The 20743-nt window shown below is 57.7% G+C and carries 17 protein-coding genes; 7 read left to right on the top strand and 10 right to left on the bottom strand.

Features of this window, described 5'->3' with window-relative positions:
- The first annotated feature begins 2 nt into the window (after positions 1 to 2).
- Together D3871_RS16040 and D3871_RS16035 are read left to right on the top strand one after the other, a co-directional pair.
- Positions 3 to 1352, top strand: a complete 1350-nt coding sequence (locus D3871_RS16040; protein WP_119770132.1) for an HlyD family type I secretion periplasmic adaptor subunit — start codon at positions 3 to 5, stop codon at positions 1350 to 1352.
- 9 nt (positions 1353 to 1361) lie between these two features.
- Entirely contained in the window at positions 1362 to 2834 is a 1473-nt protein-coding gene (locus D3871_RS16035) for a TolC family outer membrane protein (protein WP_119770131.1), read from the top strand.
- Between the two features lie 279 nt (positions 2835 to 3113).
- Here D3871_RS16035 and D3871_RS16030 read toward each other — a convergent pair whose 3' ends face one another.
- Positions 3114 to 4010: a sulfurtransferase gene (locus tag D3871_RS16030; protein WP_119770130.1), complete on the bottom strand. Its 897-nt coding sequence runs from the start codon at positions 4008 to 4010 to the stop codon at positions 3114 to 3116.
- A gap of 186 nt (positions 4011 to 4196) precedes the next feature.
- Here D3871_RS16030 and dnaE point away from each other — a divergent pair, with 186 nt between their 5' ends.
- Positions 4197 to 7646: a DNA polymerase III subunit alpha gene (gene dnaE / locus D3871_RS16025; protein WP_119770129.1), complete on the top strand. Its 3450-nt coding sequence runs from the start codon at positions 4197 to 4199 to the stop codon at positions 7644 to 7646.
- A gap of 125 nt (positions 7647 to 7771) precedes the next feature.
- Here dnaE and D3871_RS16020 read toward each other — a convergent pair whose 3' ends face one another.
- A complete protein-coding gene (locus D3871_RS16020) occupies positions 7772 to 8332 on the bottom strand; it encodes an NADPH-dependent FMN reductase (protein ID WP_119771387.1) in 561 nt (186 codons plus the stop codon).
- Between the two features lie 293 nt (positions 8333 to 8625).
- Between D3871_RS16020 and D3871_RS16015 the strand changes: the two genes are divergently transcribed.
- The 4 genes from D3871_RS16015 to D3871_RS16000 all read left to right on the top strand — a co-directional run bounded on the left by D3871_RS16015 (position 8626) and on the right by D3871_RS16000 (position 11539).
- Entirely contained in the window at positions 8626 to 9048 is a 423-nt protein-coding gene (locus D3871_RS16015) for a DoxX family protein (RefSeq protein WP_119770128.1), read from the top strand.
- Positions 9049 to 9228: 180 nt separating this feature from the next.
- A complete protein-coding gene (locus D3871_RS16010; protein WP_233575676.1) occupies positions 9229 to 9663 on the top strand; it encodes a CopG family transcriptional regulator in 435 nt (144 codons plus the stop codon).
- 61 nt (positions 9664 to 9724) lie between these two features.
- Positions 9725 to 10930: an extracellular catalytic domain type 1 short-chain-length polyhydroxyalkanoate depolymerase gene (locus D3871_RS16005; RefSeq protein ID WP_119770127.1), complete on the top strand. Its 1206-nt coding sequence runs from the start codon at positions 9725 to 9727 to the stop codon at positions 10928 to 10930.
- A gap of 87 nt (positions 10931 to 11017) precedes the next feature.
- Positions 11018 to 11539: a GNAT family N-acetyltransferase gene (locus D3871_RS16000; protein ID WP_233575675.1), complete on the top strand. Its 522-nt coding sequence runs from the start codon at positions 11018 to 11020 to the stop codon at positions 11537 to 11539.
- Positions 11540 to 11650: 111 nt separating this feature from the next.
- On the opposite strand, the gene D3871_RS15995 is transcribed toward D3871_RS16000, so the two are convergent.
- From D3871_RS15995 to D3871_RS15960, 8 genes are all read right to left on the bottom strand, one after another.
- On the bottom strand, positions 11651 to 12700 hold the full coding sequence (locus D3871_RS15995; protein ID WP_233575674.1) for a M48 family metallopeptidase: 1050 nt from the start codon (positions 12698 to 12700) through the stop codon (positions 11651 to 11653).
- A 70-nt stretch (positions 12701 to 12770) separates the two neighbouring features.
- Positions 12771 to 13220 carry a dUTP diphosphatase gene (gene dut, locus D3871_RS15990; RefSeq protein WP_119770126.1) on the bottom strand — a complete coding sequence of 150 codons (450 nt, stop codon included), beginning with the start codon at positions 13218 to 13220 and terminating at the stop codon, positions 12771 to 12773.
- Between the two features lie 68 nt (positions 13221 to 13288).
- Complete coding sequence (gene coaBC, locus D3871_RS15985) at positions 13289 to 14479, bottom strand: bifunctional phosphopantothenoylcysteine decarboxylase/phosphopantothenate--cysteine ligase CoaBC (RefSeq protein WP_119770125.1); 1191 nt, start codon at positions 14477 to 14479, stop codon at positions 13289 to 13291.
- 211 nt (positions 14480 to 14690) lie between these two features.
- Entirely contained in the window at positions 14691 to 15212 is a 522-nt protein-coding gene (lspA, locus tag D3871_RS15980) for a signal peptidase II (RefSeq protein WP_119770124.1), read from the bottom strand.
- 149 nt (positions 15213 to 15361) lie between these two features.
- Positions 15362 to 18211 (bottom strand): isoleucine--tRNA ligase, encoded by a 2850-nt coding sequence (ileS, locus tag D3871_RS15975; protein ID WP_119770123.1) that lies wholly within the window; start codon positions 18209 to 18211, stop codon positions 15362 to 15364.
- A 58-nt stretch (positions 18212 to 18269) separates the two neighbouring features.
- Entirely contained in the window at positions 18270 to 19247 is a 978-nt protein-coding gene (locus D3871_RS15970) for a bifunctional riboflavin kinase/FAD synthetase (RefSeq protein WP_119770122.1), read from the bottom strand.
- 116 nt (positions 19248 to 19363) lie between these two features.
- Positions 19364 to 20200 carry a M90 family metallopeptidase gene (locus D3871_RS15965; RefSeq protein ID WP_119770121.1) on the bottom strand — a complete coding sequence of 279 codons (837 nt, stop codon included), beginning with the start codon at positions 20198 to 20200 and terminating at the stop codon, positions 19364 to 19366.
- Positions 20201 to 20219: 19 nt separating this feature from the next.
- Entirely contained in the window at positions 20220 to 20642 is a 423-nt protein-coding gene (locus D3871_RS15960) for a YidB family protein (protein ID WP_119770120.1), read from the bottom strand.
- Positions 20643 to 20743: the final 101 nt, after the last annotated feature.

The raw sequence follows: 20743 nt of genomic DNA, 5'->3' as shown, positions 1-20743 counted from the left end.
AAATGAAACTGTTGAAAAGTAAAGAGGCGACGGAAGTCGTCGCCCATGACGTCGCCCCGATCGACGTCGATACCGATCCCACGCGTCATGCACGGCTGGGCTGGCTGATTGTCCTGCTCGGCGTCGGCGGCTTCCTGTTGTGGGCCATGTTTGCTCCGCTCGACAAAGGTGTTCCGGTCAGCGGCACAGTTACCGTGTCCAGCAATCGCAAGGCAATCCAGCACCAGACCGGCGGCACGATAGAAGAGATCCTGGTCAAGGAAGGCGACATTGTCAAAGCCGGCCAGCCGTTGGTGAAGATGAATGACGTGCAGGCCAAGTCGGCAGCCGAAATGACGCGTGTACAGTATTTCACTGCACGTGCGGCGGAAGCGCGACTGGTTGCCGAACGCGATGGTAAAAAGACCATCGCTTTCCCGCCCGAACTGGAAAACGCGAAAAGCGATCCGCGTGTGGCCAATAACATCAGTCTGCAGCAGCAACTGTTCGTGTCGCGCCAGGCTTCGCTGCAAAGCGAACTTGCAGGCGTCGATGAAAGCATTGCCGGCCTCAAGGCGCAGGTCAGCGGTTTGCAGGAAGCATTGGACAGCCAGAAGCAGCAGCAGAAGCTTCTGAAAGAGCAACTGGACGGCATGCGCGACCTCGCCAAGGAAGGCTATATCGCGCGCAACCGCCTGCTTGAAGTCGAACGTACCTTTGCGCAAATCAATGCCGGCATTTCCGAAAACATCGGCAATATCGGCCGTTCGCAGCGCCAGATCGCCGAACTGACGCTGCGCCGTCTGCAACGCCAGCAGGACTATCAAAAGGAAGTGCGTACCCAGTTGACCGAAGTTCAAAAAGAAGCCGAAGCGCTGGAGAACCGCCTGAAGAGCCAGGACTTCGATCTTGCCAATGTACTGGTCAAGGCTCCGGTTGACGGCACGGTCGTCGGCATGAACGTATTCACGCAGGGCGGTGTCATTCCAGGCGGGTTCCGCATGATGGATCTGGTCCCGACGGATGATCCGCTGATCATTGAAGGCCAGGTGCCGGTCCACTTGATCGACAAGGTCCATCCCGAACTCGCGGTCGATCTGGTATTCCCGGCATTCAACCAGAACGAGACGCCGAATATTCCCGGCAAGGTCACGCAGGTTTCCGCAGATCGTCTGGTCGACGAGAAGACCGGGCAGCCTTACTACAAGATGAAGGCGATGGTTACTCCAGAAGGCAAGCAGCTGCTGAAGCAGCATCAGGTGCGCGCCGGTATGCCGGTGGAAGCGTTCGTGAAGACTGGCGAACGCACGATGATGAGCTACCTGCTCAAGCCGATCTTCGATCGCGCCAAGACATCGCTGTCTGAGGAGTAATTGCGAGTGATGATGAAGAAGCGCGTGATTGCTTCCGCTCTGGCCGCTGCGCTGCTCGCGCAGACCGGCCAGGCCTCGGCGATCGGTCTGATACAAGCCTATGAATCGGCCTTGCAGAATGACCCGACTTACCGCTCGGCAGTCCATGAGAATGAGGCCGGTCAGCAGAACAAGGTATTGGGACGTTCCAACCTGTTGCCTAGCCTGAGTGCGAGCTATTCGACATACAAGAACAAGGGTGATCTGACTCGGCCCGATTTTCTAGGGAACCCGAGCAACGAAGATCTCGACTACCGCAGCACGGCGAAGGGTGTAACCCTGCGCCAGCCGCTCTTCAATCTGGATGGTCTGGCCCGCTACAACCAAGGTATTGCCCAGACCAGCTATAGCGATGCCTTGTTCAGCGCACGCGGTCAGGATCTGGTGCTGCGCCTGGTCAGCGCTTACGCCGAAGCCAAGTATGCGGAAGACCAGCTGGCGCTGGCGACGATACAGCGCGATACGTTCGCAGAGCAACGTCAGGTGAATGACCGCATGTTCCAGAAAGGCGAAGGCACCAGGACCGACATGCTGGAAACGCAGGCCCGCTACGACTTGGCGGAAGCCCAGCTGCTGGAAGCGCGCGACAGCATGACCACTGCCCGCAACAATCTGGCCGCGATAGTCGGTACCGACATCAATCAGCTCGATCCCTTGGGCGACGACTTCAAGGTCCGTCCCATGCAGCCGTCGTCGTTCGACGAATGGAAGGCGCTGGCGATGGAGCGCAACGCCGAGATTGCCGCGCAGCGCTATGCGGTGGAAATCGCCGAGCAAGAGATCAAGAAAAATCGCGCCGGTCACGCGCCCCGCGTCGATCTGATCGCTTCCCTGAACAAGAGTGGTTCCGAGACCGTTACTTCTCGCAACCAGGACTCTTCGGTGCGCGCAGTCGGTGTACAAGTGAATATTCCGCTGTATTCCGGCGGCTCGGTCACTGCGGCAACTAGCCAGGCAGTTTCCAATCACCTGAAGGCGAAGTCCGATCTCGATGCAAAGACTAGTCAGGTCCTGGTTGAGTTGCGCAAGCAATTCAACCTGTCGTTGAGCAGCACGTCGCGCATCGATGCACTGGTCAAGTCGGTGGATTCGGCACGCCTGCTGGTGCAGGCGACTCAGCAAAGCGTCAAGGGCGGTGTGCGCATCAACCTCGATGTGTTGAACGCACAGCAGCAGCTGTACACCGCGCAGCGCGACCTGGCCCAGGCACGGTACAACTATCTGATCAGCTATCTGCGCCTGCGCTACGCGGCCGGCACGCTGAATGCGGATGATTTGCAAACAGTGGCCAGCTATTTCGTGCCGTCCGTACGCAGCGATGCCATGCCGACAGGCCCAGGAGCAAATGCCGGACTGAGCAAGGTGTCGATGGATGCGGCAGGCAGGGTGTCGTTCAACGCGTCTCGGGAAACAGCACAGGCAGGATTGTCAGCTCGCCGGTGATAAGGCAATAAACCGTCAGCGAAACCTGTTTCGACGTCTTACCAGCCGCAGCGACAATAAAAAAGCCGGTCTTCGTTATATACGGAGACCGGCTTTTTCAATTCGCGACCGATTTGATTATGCTAAGGAACGTGCACGAAATAATTTCCCGATTTGGTTCACGTCTGACGGGCGCGCTGCAGCGTTGCTCGGCGTCGCCATAGCTCGCTATGACTCCTTCTCGCGCCCCTCGGCGGGCCCCTTGCAGCGCATCCCGTCAGACGTGTCCAAATCGGCAACTTATTCCGTACACATTCCTAAGCGCGTGTCCGCCTGCACCTGTTCTTGGTCCTGCATTTCCTTCTTGCAATGCGGGCATGAGCGACCAGGAATGTAATAGGGTGACAATTGCTCGCGCGGTGTCACGACGGCGCGGCAGGCAAAGCATTGTTTGGTGTCGGTCGCTTCCAGCTTGGGATTGAGCGCGGTACGGTAGTCGAACACGAAGCAGTTGCCCTTGTAATGCGCGCCGCCGACTTCCTCGAAGTATTTCAGGATGCCGCCTTCCAGCTGGTAGACGCTGTCGTAGCCGATATTCTGCATGTGGATCGCCGCCTTTTCGCAACGTATGCCCCCGGTGCAAAAGGTCACCACGGTCTTGCCGGCAAGCTCGTCCTTATGTTTGGCAACCACTTCCGGAAACTCGCTGAATTTTTCGATACGGTAATCCAGCGTGTTGTCGAAGGTGCCGACATCCACTTCGAAGGCGTTGCGCGTGTCCATCATCACGACCGGCTTGCCGTTATCGTCGATACCCTGGTCGAGCCAGCGCTTGAGCGTTTTTGCATCGACCGCCGGAGCCCGGCCTTCTTCCGGCTTGATCAGCGGGTTTTTCATCGTGATGATTTCGCGCTTGAGCTTGACCAGCATCTTGGTGAAAGGCTGCCGGTCCGAATAGCTTTCCTTGACTTCGATATCGGCAAAGCGCTCGTCCGAGCGCAGCCAGGCGAGGAAGCGGTCGATCGGTTCATGCAGACCGGCCAGAAACAGGTTGATGCCTTCAGGACTGAGCAGGATGGTGCCTTTCAGCCCCAACTCCTCGCATAGGGCGCGGAACTCCGCCCGCTTTTCGGCGGTGTCATTGAAGGTGATGAATTTGTACGCTGCGATGTTGACGTAGGGATTGGTCGACTGCATGGGATTCTAGGTAAGTCTTTGATTTGCCAACATTATATACGTTGCGGCCGCTGCCGACATAGCTCGCTCCACCGTGGAAGCGCAAATTTTCATTGCAACTTTTTGTAGCGCACTGTCAATAGCCAATGTCACCACAGTGACTCGCGGCATGCCTGCCGGAACCGGCGCTCGCGGTAAAATAACAAGATGACTTCTCCGCAATTTATCCACCTCCGCCTTCATTCCGAATTTTCCATCGTCGACGGGCTCGTCCGTATCGATGACGCGATCAAGGCGGCTTCCCAAGACGCTCAGCCGGCACTTGCGATTACCGACCTTGCCAACCTGTTCGGCATGGTGAAGTTTTACAAGGCCGCACGCGGCAAGGGCATCAAGCCGATCGCCGGCTGCGATGTGTGGATTACCAATGACGACGATCGCGACAAGCCCTCGCGTCTGCTGCTGCTGGTAAAAAACCGCAATGGTTACCTGCAACTGTGCGAACTGTTGTCCAGGGCATGGCTGACCAACATCCATCGTGGTCGTGCGGAACTTCGCGCAGACTGGCTGGAAGACGGCGGCGCCAGCGATCTGATTGCGCTTTCCGGCGCGCATTTCGGCGACATCGGCATCGCGCTTGACAATGGCAATCCGGCGGCCGCGCAGCGTTGCGCCGAACGTTGGGCGCGCATTTTTCCGAACCAGTTTTACATCGAAATCCAGCGTTACGGACAGCCGAACGTGGATACGCATGTCCGGCAGGCGGTGGCGCTCGCTAGCAAACTGAAGCTGCCGGTCGTGGCAACGCATCCGATACAGTTTCTGAAGGCCGAGGAATTCGTTGCGCACGAAGCGCGTACCTGTATTGCCGAAGGCGAAATCCTCGCCAATACGCGTCGCGTCAAGCGCTTCAATGAACAGCAATGCTTCAAGTCCCAGGCCGAGATGGCCGAACTGTTTGCCGACATGCCGGCGGCGGTACAGAATTCGATCGAGATCGCCAAGCGCTGCAATCTTCAGCTCGAACTCGGCAAGCCCAAGCTGCCCTTGTTTCCGACACCGGACGGCGTCTCGCTGGACGAATTCCTGGCCACGGAAGCCAAACGGGGTCTCGAGGAACGGCTGGTCCAGCTGTTTTCCGATCAGGCCAAACGCGAGGCCAACCGGCAGCGCTATGAGGAGCGGCTCAAGTTCGAAACCGACACCATCATCAAGATGGGCTTTCCCGGCTACTTCCTCATCGTGGCCGACTTTATCCAGTGGGGCAAGAACAACGGCGTGCCGGTCGGCCCCGGGCGGGGTTCCGGTGCGGGTTCGCTGGTCGCCTACGCACTCAAGATCACCGATCTGGACCCATTGGAATACAACCTGCTGTTCGAGCGCTTCCTGAATCCGGAACGGGTATCGATGCCCGACTTCGATATCGACTTTTGCCAGGAAAACCGCGACCGCGTGATTCAGTACGTGAAAGACCGCTATGGCCGCGAAGCCGTGTCGCAGATTGCGACCTTTGGCACCATGGCGGCAAAGGGCGCGGTGCGCGACGTCGGCCGTGTGCTCGATATGGGCTACAACTTTTGCGACGGCATCTCCAAGCTGATTCCATTCAAGCCGGGCAAGCTGGTGACGATCGCCGACGCGATCGAAGAAGAGCCGCTGCTCAAGGAGCGGATGGAGAACGAAGAAGAGGTCAAGCAGCTGCTTGAACTTGCACAGCAGGTCGAAGGCATTGCCCGCAACATCGGCATGCATGCCGGCGGCGTGCTGATCGCTCCCGGCAAGCTGACCGACTTCTGCCCGCTGTATACGCAAGGTGGCGATTCCGGTGTGGTGTCGCAGTACGACAAGGACGATGTTGAAGCGGTCGGCCTGGTCAAGTTCGACTTTCTGGGATTGACCACGCTGACGATTCTCGATCGCGCGGTCCGCTATATCAAGCAGCTCGATTCCGCGATGTCGGACTTTGCGCTTGAAAAATTGCCGCTCAACGACAAAGCGTCGTACGAACTGCTGACCAAGGCCAAGACGGTCGCGGTGTTTCAGCTTGAAAGCCGCGGCATGCAGGGCATGCTCAAGGATGCCCGGCCTGACCGCTTTGAAGACATCATCGCGCTGGTCGCCTTGTACCGACCGGGCCCGATGGACCTGATTCCGGATTTCTGCCGACGCAAGCACGGTGAAAAATTCGAATACCCGGACCCGCGTACCGAAGGCATTCTTTCCGAAACCTACGGCATCATGGTGTACCAGGAGCAGGTGATGCAGATGGCCCAGGTGATCGGCGGCTATTCGCTCGGTGGTGCGGACTTGCTGCGTCGCGCGATGGGCAAGAAAAAGCCGGAAGAGATGGCCGAGCACCGCTTGATCTTCCGCGAGGGTGCAGCGAAAAACGGCCTGTCGCAGGAAAAGGCCGACGAGATTTTCGACTTGATGGAAAAGTTCGCGGGCTACGGCTTCAACAAGTCGCACGCCGCCGCGTACGCGCTGCTGTCCTATCACACCGCCTATCTGAAGGCCCATCATCCCGCCGCATTCATGGCCGCCAACTTGTCGCTGGCAATGGATGACACCGACAAGATCAAGATCCTGGTCGAGGATGCGATCGATGTCTGCGGCTTGAAGCTGCTGCCGCCGGACATCAATTTGTCGGACTATCGCTTTACGCCGGTCGGCGAGTCGGCCAAGAAGGCGACGCAGATCCGTTATGGCTTGGGTGCGGTCAAGGGCTCGGGACAGAATGCGATCGAAGCGATTATGGCGGCGCGTCAGGAAGGATCTTTCAAGGACCTGTTCGATTTCGTCAAGCGTGTGGACAAGCGGCAGATCAATCGCCGCACCATAGAGTCGCTGATTCGCGCCGGTGCGATGGATTGCTTTGGCGTCGATCGGGGCGTGCTCATTGCCTCAGTCAACTACGCAATGGAATGCGCGGAGCAGGCTGAAGCATCGGCCAACCAGGTCAGTCTGTTCGGCGGACCCGACGGCGACATGGAAGCGCCGCCCGAATACGTCAAGGCCGCCTCCTGGAGCGAGAAGCAGAGGCTGACCGAGGAAAAGATCGCACTTGGTTTCTACCTGTCCGGCCATCTGTTCAATGCTTATGAACAGGAAGTCCGCAAGTTTGCGCGCGCGAAATTGTCCAGTCTGGAACCGTCGCGCGAGCCGCGTCTGATGGCCGGCATCATCAGCGCGCTACGCACCCAGATGACCCAGCGCGGCAAAATCATGATCGTGACGCTGGATGATGGCACGGCGACGGTCGACGTCACCGTCTACAGCGAGCTGTACGAACCGAACAAGCAATTGTTCAAGGAAGATGAATTTCTCGCCGTGCAAGGCAAGGTATCGGAAGACCGCTTCGCCGGCGGCATCCGCGTCTCCGCCGACAAGGTAATGGATGTCGCGATGGCGCGCGTGCAGTTTGGGCGGCAATTTTGCTTCTCGCTCAGCACGCGGCTCGATACCACACAACTCAAGCAGATATTGACACCCTATCGTTCAGAAAATGGATTGCCACTGACCTTGCGCTATGTGCAGGAAGGCGTAGGCAGCTGTGAAATCCGGTTTGCCGACGACTGGCGCGTTGCGCCGGCGGATGGCTTAAAGCAAGTGTTGGCTGATAAGTTGGGGATCAAGGGGGCGACGGTGGAGTACTGATTCCACCGTGCCAAAAGATTTTCGCTGCAAGAAGGAAAAACGGAGGGCGAGATTATTCGGCTTACTGTCCGCTGCCTCTTTTTGTAAGAGGGCGGCGGACAGAGGCGCAGTGGCGTCTCGCCGGGTCAACGCGCTGAATGCCGCTCTACCCACTGCGCAAACGATTGCAAGAACTTTTGCATGAACTCTCGTGTAGAGTCGTTTGCGATATCTCCGCTGTCACTGAACAGCTTGCCCGCACCGCCTATATATGCCTCCGGCTGCTGCATGGCCGGTACATTCAGGAACACCAGAGACTGACGCAGATGGTGGTTGGCCCCAAACCCGCCGACCGCGCCCGGCGACACGCTGATCACTGCGCCCGGTTTGCCGTCCCATGCGCTTTTTCCGTAGGGGCGCGACGCGATGTCGATTGCATTCTTCAGTACGCCAGGAACCGAGCGATTATATTCGGGGGTGACGAAGAGAACCGCGTCGGCATTCTGGATCTGGTCCTTGAAATCGCGGGCCGGCTTGGGCGGATCATCATCAAAATCCTGGTTGTACAAGGGCAAGTTTCCGATTTCCACAATACCGAGCTTCAGTGTATCGGGAGCTAGTTTTTCCAGCGCAAGCGCCATTTTGCGGTTCAGCGATTCCTTGCGCAGGCTTCCGACAATGACTGCGACATTTTTCGTTGTGGCCATGATCTTCCTTTGCTTTGCTAGTGGGAAAGTGATTGCCGGCGTCGTCACGCCGACATCGGGGTTGATGAAATGGCATGCGTTGGAAAACAAGTAGACCGGCTATGGTCAGCATTTGTTCTGCGCATCTCTCATGTGCCGACTGGGGACGCAGTTCGATAGGATGATGCACAAAGAACTATTCACCGTTAAGATGGATCTGAAAATTGCCGAAGTGTTCATATTTCACTTCGGCCAGAGTGGCTGGAAAAGATGGGCATCCTTACAACATACCGACCATTGAAGAGGGAATCATTATGAATAACAAACAAACCGGTAATGTCTCCGAAGACTTCGGCAAACTGATTCTTCGTGTCACGCTTGCAATACTGATTCTTTTTCATGGCATTTCGAAGTTGATCAAAGGAGCCGATGGCATCCTCGCGATGGTGGCGAAGACAGGTTTGCCGGCCGAATTCGGATATCTCGTTTACGTCGGCGAAGTGCTTGCACCTCTATTGATATTGTTTGGCGTCATGACGCGTCCAGCCGCTCTGATAGTCGCAGTCAATATGGTAGTGGCGGTCGCATTGGTACACGCGGCCGAGATATTTACTTTAGCTAAAACCGGCGGTTGGGCACTGGAGTTGCAGGCGATGTTCCTGATTTCCGCGCTAGCCGTCGCATTCCTCGGTGCCGGCCGCTACAGCGTTGCCGGGCAGGGTGGGCGCTGGAATTAGCAAGTTTGAATAAATCCGGTAATAGAACTAGACCAATACCTTATGCAATCTGCAATTGCGGCTTGCGTAACTGAATCTTGTGCAGAGGTGCACTCAAGTTATTCGCATCTCTGCATCAACTCTTGAAGTTTGCTCATTCGTCCCGAATTACCATCCATAGAGATGGTGAATGGATGGTGGATGATGAGTGCAAATAACAACATTGTTGCAACGGAAGCCAAGCCCAAGGCAGGCGATAGCGAGAAAATTACGATCAATCTTGGGCCGGTGGACCTCGGGCAGATCGATTTACTGGTTCAGGAAGGTTTCTATTCGAACCGTACCGATCTGATCCGCACTGCTATTCGCAATCAGTTGCAATCCCACGGCGAAGTGATTCGCCAGACGGTCGCTAGAAAAAGTCTGGTCCTCGGCTTGCAGCATTATTCACGCGCTGACCTGGAAGCCGCGCAGGCAGCCGGGCAGGTGCTGCACATCCAGGTGCTGGGACTTGCGAGCATAGCCGCAGACGTCACTCCGGAATTGGCTGTCGCAACGATAGCCTCCATCTCTGTGTTGGGAGCATTACACGCTACTCCCGCCGTCAAGGCTGCTTTGGCCGGACGTATTCATTAACGCCATTTCTTTCTCGCCCGGCACACTCAGGCTGAAATGGCTCGACTTGCGAAAGAATTCCATGAAAATCGATGAAGGCTTCCTCGCGCGCATGCGCGAAGCCACCCAAATATTGCAGAGTGCAGGTCCGATGGCCGCCACCGAAGCGATCCAGCGAGCGTTGCACGGCATGCCTGCAAGTCCCGAATCCGAACCGGTTTCTGAGGAAGAAGCGACCGTCACCCAGCCATTCGATACCGCCAAAAACATCAATCCTTTTCGTCGCAACCAATGGGCCGGCAAGTGGACCCCGAGTGCGGATCGTCAGCCTGTCGAAGACATTGAAGACGTCAGCGACGTCAGGCACGGAAAGGCAGGCAGGGCAGATAAGGCCGGACATGGAAAATTCCTTTCCAGATCACAGTCCAATGCAGCGGGCAGGCGCAACTATAAACTTTATGTGCCGCGCAGCTACGTCGGCCAGCCGATGCCGCTCGTGGTGATGCTGCATGGCTGCAAGCAGAATCCCGACGATTTTGCGACCGGCACCGGCATGAATTTGCTGGCGGAAGAGCAGGGTTTTCTGGTGCTGTATCCGGAACAGATGCAATCCGCAAACGGATCGAACTGCTGGAACTGGTTTCAGCCGAATGACCAGAAGCGCGATGCTGGCGAGCCTTCGCTGATTGCCGACATGACGCGCACGGTGATTGAAGAGTTCCATATCGATCGGAGTCGTGTCTATGTCGCCGGTCTTTCGGCTGGTGGCGCGATGGCGGCTGTCATGGGTGCAACCTATCCGGATATCTATGCAGCAATCGGTGTGCATTCGGGCCTGCCTTACCGCGTCGCGCATGATGTTCCTTCTGCATTTGGAGCAATGAACGGTGGCCTCGGCAAGACAGGCATGCCGTCAAAGCGCGGCAAGAAAGTGTCCCCGCTATCCCATGTAGTACCGATTGTGGTATTCCATGGCGATCGCGATACCACCGTCCATCCCGCGAACGGCGAGCAAGCCATATCGCAATGCCTGAGGGCGTCGCCCGGATCTACGGATGCGGTCATTGAGGAATCGGGCCAATCCGGAGGGCGTTTCTTTACGCGACGCATCTACAAGGATAAGGATGGCCGGCCCGTCGGCGAGCACTGGCTGGTGCATGGTGCCGGCCACGCGTGGTTGGGGGGCGAGTCGGGCGGTTCGTATACCGACACCCGTGGGCCGAAGGCTTCGCGCGAAATGCTGCGCTTCTTTTTATCGCATACATTGCAAAGCAAGCAAGAGTATTGAACGTTCAAGCAACATCCGGTGCGTGCCTGATGACAAGTGACTCGAAAAGGCCCTATAGTTGAGCCGTACCAACGAGTTGCCGCAGACATGAACATCGAGATTCGAACAGCAGGGCCGGAAGACGCCATTGATGCATGCAATATTCTGCGCCGTTCGATTTTAGAATGTTGTATCGATGACCATCGCAATGATGTCGCGATTCTATCGGCATGGCTCGCCAACAAGACGCCGGAAACCGTGCGTTGCTGGTTCGGGTCCCACGCGAATTATTCGATCGTCGCTGTGTCTTCAGGCGTTGTTTCGGGCGTTGCCATTATGACGCGGCAGGGCAAGATCGTCCTGTGCTACGTCAGTCCCGAGGCACGATTTGGCGGTACCGGCAAAGCCCTGCTGCAAGCGCTGGAATGCCGCGCGAAAGAATGGGGTGTGCTTCAGTTGCAGGTGAACAGCACGCTTACCGCAAAGGGCTTCTATGCCCACAACGGCTTTGTCGAAGGTGCGGTTGCCAGAACGGCTTTCGGTACGGACGGCATCCTGTTCTCCAAGCGGCTTGCCGCAAGTTATCCGCAAAAAGCGCCGTGCCGGTGCAGCCTTGCTCAGACCGACTGATCCGATAAGGTCGACAAACCAACTTGGCAGGGCGCTTGTGAAGCAGCACAAGCCTGTGCAAGCTGAATGAGGTCCTGTTCGTTATGCGAACAGGACCTCTGCCTTCGGCAATTACGGCATCATCGGCTTGTTCGCAGCCTGCTTGGCTCGGATATCTTTCAAGGTGCGTTCCATTGCAGCGGTACGGAAGTTCGTCCCTGGGTGCATTGCGGTGTAGCCGTTCGGCATGCTTGCGGGATATTGCGAAGCAACCCTGCGCCAGAACGGCACCACATTATCCACCTGGTAGCCGGCACGAACCAGCATGTACAGCGACAGCCGGTCGGCAATCGCATCCAGTTCTTGCGGCATCGGCTTGACACCTGCCAGGCCGCTCATGGAACTCATGTCGGGTCGCATACGCGTCAGATTGTCGATGATGCCGCCGACCGTGGCGCTCATGCGCTGTCGTGTTGGATGCGCCAGCGTGTTATGCGCCATTTCCTTGGCCAGCACATAGGCCAGTTCTTCGTCGGTCCGTGCAAAGTTCATCATGCCGCGCGAGATCAGGATACGGTGTCCGTCCGCATAAGCGGTCGCATTGTCGGTATTACCCAACTCTATGCCATACGCGCAGGCAAAGGTTAGCGGAACATTCAACGACAGATTGCTGCCATCGCGCAGAACGGCAATTTTCACCGTTGAACGACGGGTGACCAACGGCGCCAGGATGCCGGCCGCCTGGCGTTCGGCGTTTTCGCCGTCCGGGAGCTGCTTGTCCTCGACTGACAGCAGCACATCACCTACCTGCACCCCGGCGCGAGCCGCGCCGCTACCCGGCAGCACGCCCATGACCTGCAGCTTGTCGCCGAGCTTCAGGGATTTTTGCGCGGCAGCGACATACTCGGTTGAGTACGAGAAGCGGTTCTTGGCAGTGAAGCCGAGCAGATTGCGCGCATTCGCCTTGCACAATTCCGCATTGTTGACCAACAATGGTGCAGCTACCCGGTACAGACGATCCTGCAAGCTTGCCAGTGACGCCAGCGCCAGATCTTCCTGTGTGGGCGGTGCAGGAGGAGCGGGGCGCACGGCAGGTTCCGCCGGCTTTTGCACCACGTCGGGCGGAGCGGTAGGCGTCGTGGTCGCACATGCCGCCAGCACAAGCGCTACGGGGATTAACACTCCATTGCGCATGTTTGCCATCCGCAGGAGCGGGCGAAGTCGCGTGATAACTGGCATCAATCTAACCTTTTCAATGTTTTCCAGTGCTGCCGAAACCACCCGCGCCGCGTTCGCTGGTATCGAATTCGTCGACGACCTGGAAACCGACCTGCAGCACGGGGACGATCACCAGTTGAGCGAGTCGCTCCATCGGGTTCAGGGTGAATTCGGTCTGGCCGCGATTCCAGGTCGACACCATCAGTTGGCCTTGGTAATCGGAATCGATCAGACCGACCAGATTTCCCAGTACGATGCCATGCTTGTGGCCCATGCCGCTGCGTGGCAGGATCATCGCGGCGTAGCGAGGATCGGCAAGGTGAATCGCCAGGCCCGTGGGAACAAGATGCGTTTCTCCCGGCCGTATCGTGAGAGGCGCGTCGAGGCAGGCGCGCAGGTCCAGACCGGCGCTGCCTGCTGTGGCGTAGGCCGGCAATTGCTCATTCATGCGCGGGTCGAGAATTTTGACTTCGATTGTCTTCATTAATTGTGAGGATAAAGTAGGGCGCCCATCATTGCGCCAGGGCTTACAAAAAAATACAGCTTATGGATTCAGATGCGTGCAGCGATCTCGCCGATGAGCTGACGCGCCAGCTCCTGCTTGTCGGCGCGCGGCAGGGATTGATGGCCCTTGTCGTCGAATAGCACCAGTTCGTTTTCATCCTTGCCGAAGGTTTGATGGCCGATATTCCCGACCAATAGCGGAATGCCTTTGCGTTTGCGCTTGGCTTCGCCATATTCAAGCAGATTTTCTGATTCGGCCGCGAAACCTACGCAGTATGGTTTGTTTTGCAGGGAGGCGACGGCCGCCAGGATGTCCGGATTGGGTTCGAACTGCAGTTGCGGCACATCGCCCGCTTCATTCTTTTTCAGCTTTTGCGCACTGGCGTTCGCGATCCGCCAGTCGGCCACAGCGGCTACCGCCACAAAGATTTCGTGCCCGGCAGCGCGTGACAGCACGACGTCATGCATCTGTTGCGCTGTTTGTACGTTGATGCGATGTACGCCATAGGGTGCCGGCAATCCCGTGGGTCCGGAGACTAGTGTGACTTCGGCACCTGCCTGGCGCGCGGCACGCGCTATTGCATAGCCCATCTTGCCCGATGAAAGATTGGTGATTCCCCGCACCGGATCAATGGGTTCGAAGGTCGGTCCCGCCGTCACCAGCACACGCTTGTTGGCCAGGATCTTGGGTCGGAAGGCGGCGATGATTTCTTCCAGCAGTTGCTCCGGTTCCAGCATGCGTCCCATGCCGGTTTCTCCGCAGGCCTGTTCGCCCGCATCGGGGCCGAGGATGCCGATGCCGTCGGCGCGCAGTATCGCTGCATTGCGTTGTGTCGCCGCGTTCTGCCACATTTCCACGTTCATCGCCGGCGCCACGAACAAGGGCACGGTCATCGGCCGTGCCACGCACAGGGTCGACAGCAAGTCATCACATGCGCCGTGTGCCAGCTTGAACATGAAGTCGGCCGAACAGGGCGCAATCACAATGGCGTCTGCGTCGCGCGTCAAATCGATGTGAGGCATGTTGTTGGAGATACGCCCGTCCCATTGATCCGTATAGACGGGACGGCCGGACAGCGCCTGCATGGTGACCGGGGTGATGAAATGGGTCGCCGCATCGGTCATTACCACCTGAACCGACGCCCCTGCCTTGACCAGTGCGCGCGTAAGCTCGGCTGCCTTGTAGCAGGCGACGCCTCCGGTGAGGCCGAGGACGATTCGTTGACGGGCGAGATCCATGCGCGTTTCCCAATATGACGGAATATTAGTGGGTCACTTGGCAACAGGATACGCATAAAAGCATGTCTTTTCGCGCCATGCGTCGTTGCCAATGCGCGCGATAGACCCGCTATCGCTGTGCTTGGCGCCTAGCCTGGCACAAAAATCCATCGCTTTTATTTGCGTATCCCATTGCCAAGTGACCCACTAGTGTATCAGTGTTGCCAAGAAGTTATTTGCCGACGCGTCGCAATTCATCAATGATGAACATTGCCGCGCCTCCGACGATCGCCATGTCGGCGACATTGAACGCCGGCCAGTGCGGCAGACTAGAGTTCGGAATATAGAAATCCAGGAAATCGATGACGTGACCGTAAATCATCCGGTCGATCAGGTTGCCGATTGCTCCGCCGAGAATAAGCGCCAGCGCCCAGCAAAACAGTCTTTGCCCCGCATGCCGCTTCAGCAGATAAATAATAAAGATAACCGCGACAATCGCAATCGCGGTGAACACATATCGTTGCCAACCGGATTCACTGGCCAGGAAACTGAAGGCCGCCCCCTTGTTATATGCCAGAACCAGATTGAAAAATGAGGTGACGGGACGGGATTCGCCGAACACAAACAGCTTGTTGACCGTGACCTTGGTAATCTGGTCGATCAGGACAATGATGGCGGCGATACCCAGCCATGGTGCGATGCTGATGCGCGGACTGGCGGACAGGGTCTTGAAGCTTTTTTGTTTGGATGCCATGAATGTGGAAGTAATGTAGTTTGCCGAGTCAAAGCCTGCATAGCCGTGATTGACGTTTACCCGCCCTCGCCCGTTTGCGGGAGAGGGCGGGCATCAGTCTGCGCATGAAGCCGACGTCGATGCCAGGAACGCCGGCAAGTATGCACCCGTCAGGCGTACTTGCGTACTTCGCCGCGGCCGAACAGGTTGCTGACACAGCGTCCGCAAAGGCCCCGATGATCGGCATGCGCACCGACATCGGCACGGTAATGCCAGCAGCGTTCGCATTTCTGGTGCGACGAAGGTGTTACCGTCACGGTTTCATCCGATTCGTTGGCGACCTGCGTCAGCCGTGCTTCCGAGGTGATGAACACGAACTTCAAATCGTCGCCAAGACCATGGAGCAGCTTGAATTTTTCACCGCTCGCCTTGATTTCGATTTCCGCCTGGAGAGAAGAGCCGATGCCGCCGGCGGCGCGTACTTCTTCAAGCTGCTTGGTGACGGTGGTCCGTACTTCCCGCAGGGTTGCAAACTTGGACAGCAATGCCTCGCGATCGGCGACTTCAGGCAGCGCGTAATACGTCTGCGTGAAAATGGTTTCGTCGCTGGCCGCATAAGCGTCGGGACCCGCGAACACGGCCCAGGCTTCTTCCGCAGTAAATGAAAGAACCGGAGCCATCACGCGCAGCAACGCCTGCGTGATATGCCAGATTGCGGTCTGCGCCGAGCGCCGGGCCACGGAGCCGGTGCCGCCGGTGTACAGACGGTCCTTGAGGATATCGAGATAAAAGCCGCCCAGGTCTTCCGAACAATACATCTGCAGTCTGGAGACCACCGGATGAAATTCGAACACTTCGTAGTGCTGCAGGATATCGGCCTGCAGTTCGGCCATGCGGGCAATCGCGTAACGGTCGATTTCAAACAGGTCGGCAACAGGCACCGCATCCCTGGCCGGATCGAAGTCGGAAGTATTGGCGAGCAGGAAGCGCAAGGTGTTGCGGATGCGGCGATAGGCTTCCACTACACGTTTCAGGATTTCATCGGAGACCGACAATTCGCCCGAGTAATCGGTGGATGCAACCCACAGGCGCAGGATTTCCGCACCCAATGTATCCGACACCTTTTGCGGCGCCACCACATTGCCCTTGGACTTGGACATCTTCTTGCCTTCGCCATCGACCACGAAGCCGTGCGTCAGCAGCGCCTTGTAAGGCGCGCGGCCGTTGATCATGGCCGAGGTCAGCAACGAAGAATGGAACCAGCCGCGGTGCTGGTCCGAACCTTCCAGATACAGGTCGGCCGGGAAGGCCGATTGTTCGGCGTGCGAGCCGCGCAGTACGGTCTGGTGGGTGGTGCCGGAGTCGAACCAGACGTCAAGCGTATCCTTGTTTTTCACGTACATGTCGGCTTCGGCCCCGAGCAATTCCTTGGGGTCGAGCGCCTGCCAGGCTTCGATGCCGTGCTGTTCGACACGCTTGGCAACCTGTTCCAGCAGTTCGGGTGTGCGTGGGTGCAGCTCACCGGTTTCCTTGTGTACGAAGAACGCCATCGGCACGCCCCACTGACGCTGGCGCGACAAGGTCCAGTCGGGGCGGTTGGCGATCATGCCATGCAGGCGGGCCTTGCCCCAGCTAGGGAAGAATGCAGTCGCCTCGATGCCTGCCAATGCGGTCTCGCGCAGCGTCGGTCCATTGTCCTTGGGCTTGCGATCCATGCCGGCGAACCATTGCGAAGTCGCGCGATAGACGATAGGCGTCTTGTGACGCCAGCAATGCATGTAGCTGTGGTCGAACATGACTAGCTTGAATAGCGAGCCGGCCTCATCCAGTTTCGCGCAGATAGGCTTCGACGCTTCCCAGATGTTCAGGCCGCCGAAGAAAGGCAGCCAGGACGCATATTTGCCGTCACCCATCACAGGATTGAGGATGTCATCGTCCTTCATGCCGTGCGCCTTGCATGACTGGAAGTCTTCGATACCGTAGGCGGGTGAAGAGTGAACGATGCCGGTACCGGTATCCAGCGTCACATACTCGCCGAGATAGATCGGCGACATGCGGTCGTAACCCTTGTCGAGGTGCGCCAATGGATGGCGGAAATTGATCAGCGACAGGGCTTCGCCCTTGGTGGTCGCGATCACCTTGCCACTAAGTCCATAGCGCTGCAGCGAAGCTTCGACCAGGTCGCTGGCGAGCAGCAGTAGCAACGGTTCGCCGTTGCGCTCGGTCTGCACCAGCGCGTAATCGTATTCGGGATGCACATTCAACGCCTGGTTGGCCGGAATGGTCCATGGAGTCGTGGTCCAGATCAGGACATAACCTTTTTCAGTCGGCAGTTTCGGCAGGCCGAAGGCTTGAGCCAGCTTGTCGGGCTCCGCGAACGGGAAGCCGACGTCCACCGCCGGATCGCGCTTGTCCTGATATTCGACTTCGGCTTCGGCCAGCGCCGAACCGCAATCGAAGCACCAGTTGACCGGCTTCAGGCCGCGGTACACATAGCCCTTGTCGAGGATGGCACCGAGCGCACGAATCTCGTCCGCTTCATTGCCGAAGTTCATGGTCTTGTATGGGTTGTCCCATTCGCCCAGCACGCCCAGACGGATAAAGTCTTTTTTCTGGCGTTCGATCTGTTCGGATGCATAGGCGCGCGACTTGGCCAGCACCTCGGCAGTCGGCAGGTTCTTGCCGAACTGCTTTTCGATCTGGATTTCGATCGGCATGCCGTGGCAGTCCCAGCCCGGCACATATTGCGCGTCAAAGCCCGCCATGTTGCGTGCCTTGACGATCATGTCTTTCAGGATCTTGTTGACGGCATGGCCGATATGGATGTCGCCGTTGGCATAGGGCGGGCCATCGTGCAGGATGAATTTCGGACGGCCCTTGGAGGCCTTGCGGATACGCTGATAGATTTTCTTATCCTGCCATTCCTTGACCCATTTCGGTTCGCGCTTGGCAAGGTCGCCGCGCATGGGAAAGGCGGTTTCGGTCAGGTTGACCGGATACTTGTTTTTTTGCTCGGACATGGTGATTTCAATGGTAAAAATTCGGTGGATCAAACGGGATGCTGCAATCGTCCGATCCTCAAATTCGGTCGGTGGCCGATACGGCGAGCGCTTCGCGTGCCTTGAAAAACTCACGTGCCTGTTCCGTATCGCGCTCGATCGCGGCGGTCAGAGTCGGCAGGTCGACAAATTTTTCCTCGTCCCGAAGCTTTTTCAGGAATTCCACGCGCACCACCTTGCCGTAGCACTGTTGCGCATAGTCGAGCAGATAGGTTTCCAGCAGTACGCGTCCGCTGTCTTCCACCGTCGGCCGCACGCCGAGGCTGGCGACGCCCGCCAGTGGCTGTTCAGCCAAACCATGTACCTGGACGACGAAAATGCCGGACAGGGCGGGGCGCTTGTGCGCGATGCGCAGGTTCAGTGTCGGAAAGCCGATCGTGCGGCCCAGTTTTTTACCATGGGTGACGTGGCCGGAAATGGCGTAAGGGTGGCCAAGCAATTGCGCGGCCAGTGCGAAATTGCTGTCGGCCAGCGCGGCACGCACCGCGGATGAAGAGATACGTGTCCCTTCGTTGGTCACCGTCGGCATCGCTTCGACATGAAAGCCGTATTTTTTCCCGGCTTCGATCAGGCGAGCGACATTCCCCGCGCGCTTGGCGCCGTAGCAAAAGTCTTCACCCACCATCAGCCATTTCACGTGCAGGCCTTCTACCAGCACTTTTTCGACAAAGTCTTCCGGCGACATGGCCGCGAAATGCGCGCTGAAATGCTCGACGATGACACGGTCGATGCCGGCGTTCGACAGGGATTGCAGTTTGTCGCGCAGATTGGCGATACGGGTCGGCGAGCGCGACAGGTCACCCGCCAGGCGCGCGAAGAATTCGCGCGGATGCGGCTCGAACGTCATGACCGCTGCTTCTACGCCGAGCTTGGTCGCCGCGTCGCGCACGTGCGCAAGCAAGGCCTGATGGCCGCGATGCACGCCGTCGAAATTGCCTATCGTTAGCGCACAGGGCGCCCGCGATGCAGCGTTGGGAAGTCCGCGAAATACCTTCATGGAGATGGCTCGGAGCTATGATGCAAAACCAATGATTATAAGCGCTTTCCCGCGCTTTTCTCCCTTGCAAGGACATCATGGGGTGTCAGAATGACAATCGCGGCGGTACCCGCGCCTCACTGGGACATGGAAAGCGGGTCCTGCCGGTAATACCTGGAGAGTAAACGATACACGTCAGGGTAAGCGCCGGCCAGGGTTTCCGGCAAAACGAAGAAGGCTTCCGATGCGACTGCAAAAAACTCTGCCGGGTGCTTGGCTGCATAGGGATCGAGCGGTAGATCGGCCGACAAGTCATCGTACATGGCCGCATGGGCAGGATCCGTATCGTCAAAATGCTCCGGTAAGGCCCGTTCCAGCTTTTCGACCCTATGCATAAAGTCGTCATAGGCGCCGGAAAACACTTGTTGCCATTCGCGTGCATCGAGTTCCCGGTGCCAGGCCGGCAGAAAGGGCGGAAATCCGTTCGGCGGGCCATTGGCCATGTCCAGCTTGTGGGCGAATTCATGGATCACCACGTTATAGCCGGCCACGTCGGTGTCGGCAGCGTCTTCCCACGACAGCACGACAGCGCCGCCGGCATCCAGCGCTTCGCCCGATACGGGTTCATGCCATTCGTGCACGACGCCGGCTTCATCCATTTCCGCCTGCGGAATGACGAAGGCAGCGGGATAAATGATGATTCCGACCATGTCGTCGTACAGGTCAAGCGTCAGGTTTAGCACTGGAAGGCACGCCTGCGCAGCAATCTGGACCGCGATATCGTCGGTCAGGTCGAAGGCGCCCGCGCCGGTAAAGCTTTTGCGTGCAAGCAGGGCTTCCGACAAGCCTTTCAGGCGCAGCAGGTCGTCCTGGGAAAGACGCTGCAGAAACGGCAGGCGGTTCAGGGTAGCCCGCCACATCTCATCGGGGATGCGGGGCTTTTCTCTTGAAAATAATTGGCGTAACCATTGCATGCCGCCATTTTGCTGTATTTCAGTGATAGCCGCCCATGAAATGGTCGAGCAAGGCGCTCATATTGCCGACTCCGCCCGGCGGAACATGACCGGCGGGCGTCAGCTGATCGATCAGCTCGGGCAGCATTTCGCTCAGGTGTTCGGCCGCTTCCTGCTCGGTGTAACCGGTTTCTTCGGCGATTTGCTGCAACTGGCCTTCGCCCAGGACCTGTTTCATCTGCGACGCGCTGGCGGGCATATTGGTACCTGACCCGATCCATGAGCGCATGATGTTATCCAGTCCCGCTTCCTGGAATCGTTCAGCCAGACCGTGCAGCCCACCGCTCTGACCATTATTGGCAATCAGCGATAGCGCGGCTTGCAGAAGACGCGTTCTGGAATCCATCAACGGCAAATGATTGTCGCCAAGCATTTCGAATGCCTTGTCGAGTAACCCCATCATGCACCTCCTGATTCGGTTTGGACAAAGCAGTCACCTTAGGGCAATTACCGTGATTGCGTCAGGCAATCAGCGATAAGTTTGATTTAGACTTAACGCGGAAA

The sequence above is a fragment of the Noviherbaspirillum saxi genome, assembly GCF_003591035.1.
In the GTDB taxonomy this organism is placed as follows: Bacteria; Pseudomonadota; Gammaproteobacteria; order Burkholderiales; family Burkholderiaceae_D; genus Noviherbaspirillum; species Noviherbaspirillum saxi.
Note: the sequence above shows the minus strand (reverse complement) of the source record. Positions and strands in the feature narration are given on the sequence as shown.

Excerpts from the sequence above, each read along its gene's own strand:
- ileS (WP_119770123.1), bottom strand. The coding sequence starts at position 18,211 with ATGTCCGAGCAAAAAAACAAGTATCCGGTCAACCTGACCGAAACCGCC.
- D3871_RS16005 (WP_119770127.1), top strand. The coding sequence starts at position 9,725 with ATGAAAATCGATGAAGGCTTCCTCGCGCGCATGCGCGAAGCCACCCAA.
- D3871_RS16015 (WP_119770128.1), top strand. The coding sequence starts at position 8,626 with ATGAATAACAAACAAACCGGTAATGTCTCCGAAGACTTCGGCAAACTG.
- D3871_RS16000 (WP_233575675.1), top strand. The coding sequence starts at position 11,018 with ATGAACATCGAGATTCGAACAGCAGGGCCGGAAGACGCCATTGATGCA.
- D3871_RS16020 (WP_119771387.1), bottom strand. The coding sequence starts at position 8,332 with ATGGCCACAACGAAAAATGTCGCAGTCATTGTCGGAAGCCTGCGCAAG.
- D3871_RS16030 (WP_119770130.1), bottom strand. The coding sequence starts at position 4,010 with ATGCAGTCGACCAATCCCTACGTCAACATCGCAGCGTACAAATTCATC.
- D3871_RS15965 (WP_119770121.1), bottom strand. The coding sequence starts at position 20,200 with ATGCAATGGTTACGCCAATTATTTTCAAGAGAAAAGCCCCGCATCCCC.
- D3871_RS16010 (WP_233575676.1), top strand. The coding sequence starts at position 9,229 with ATGATGAGTGCAAATAACAACATTGTTGCAACGGAAGCCAAGCCCAAG.
- D3871_RS16035 (WP_119770131.1), top strand. The coding sequence starts at position 1,362 with ATGATGAAGAAGCGCGTGATTGCTTCCGCTCTGGCCGCTGCGCTGCTC.
- coaBC (WP_119770125.1), bottom strand. The coding sequence starts at position 14,479 with ATGGATCTCGCCCGTCAACGAATCGTCCTCGGCCTCACCGGAGGCGTC.
- dut (WP_119770126.1), bottom strand. The coding sequence starts at position 13,220 with ATGAAGACAATCGAAGTCAAAATTCTCGACCCGCGCATGAATGAGCAA.
- D3871_RS15960 (WP_119770120.1), bottom strand. The coding sequence starts at position 20,642 with ATGATGGGGTTACTCGACAAGGCATTCGAAATGCTTGGCGACAATCAT.
- dnaE (WP_119770129.1), top strand. The coding sequence starts at position 4,197 with ATGACTTCTCCGCAATTTATCCACCTCCGCCTTCATTCCGAATTTTCC.
- D3871_RS15970 (WP_119770122.1), bottom strand. The coding sequence starts at position 19,247 with ATGAAGGTATTTCGCGGACTTCCCAACGCTGCATCGCGGGCGCCCTGT.
- D3871_RS16040 (WP_119770132.1), top strand. The coding sequence starts at position 3 with ATGAAACTGTTGAAAAGTAAAGAGGCGACGGAAGTCGTCGCCCATGAC.
- lspA (WP_119770124.1), bottom strand. The coding sequence starts at position 15,212 with ATGGCATCCAAACAAAAAAGCTTCAAGACCCTGTCCGCCAGTCCGCGC.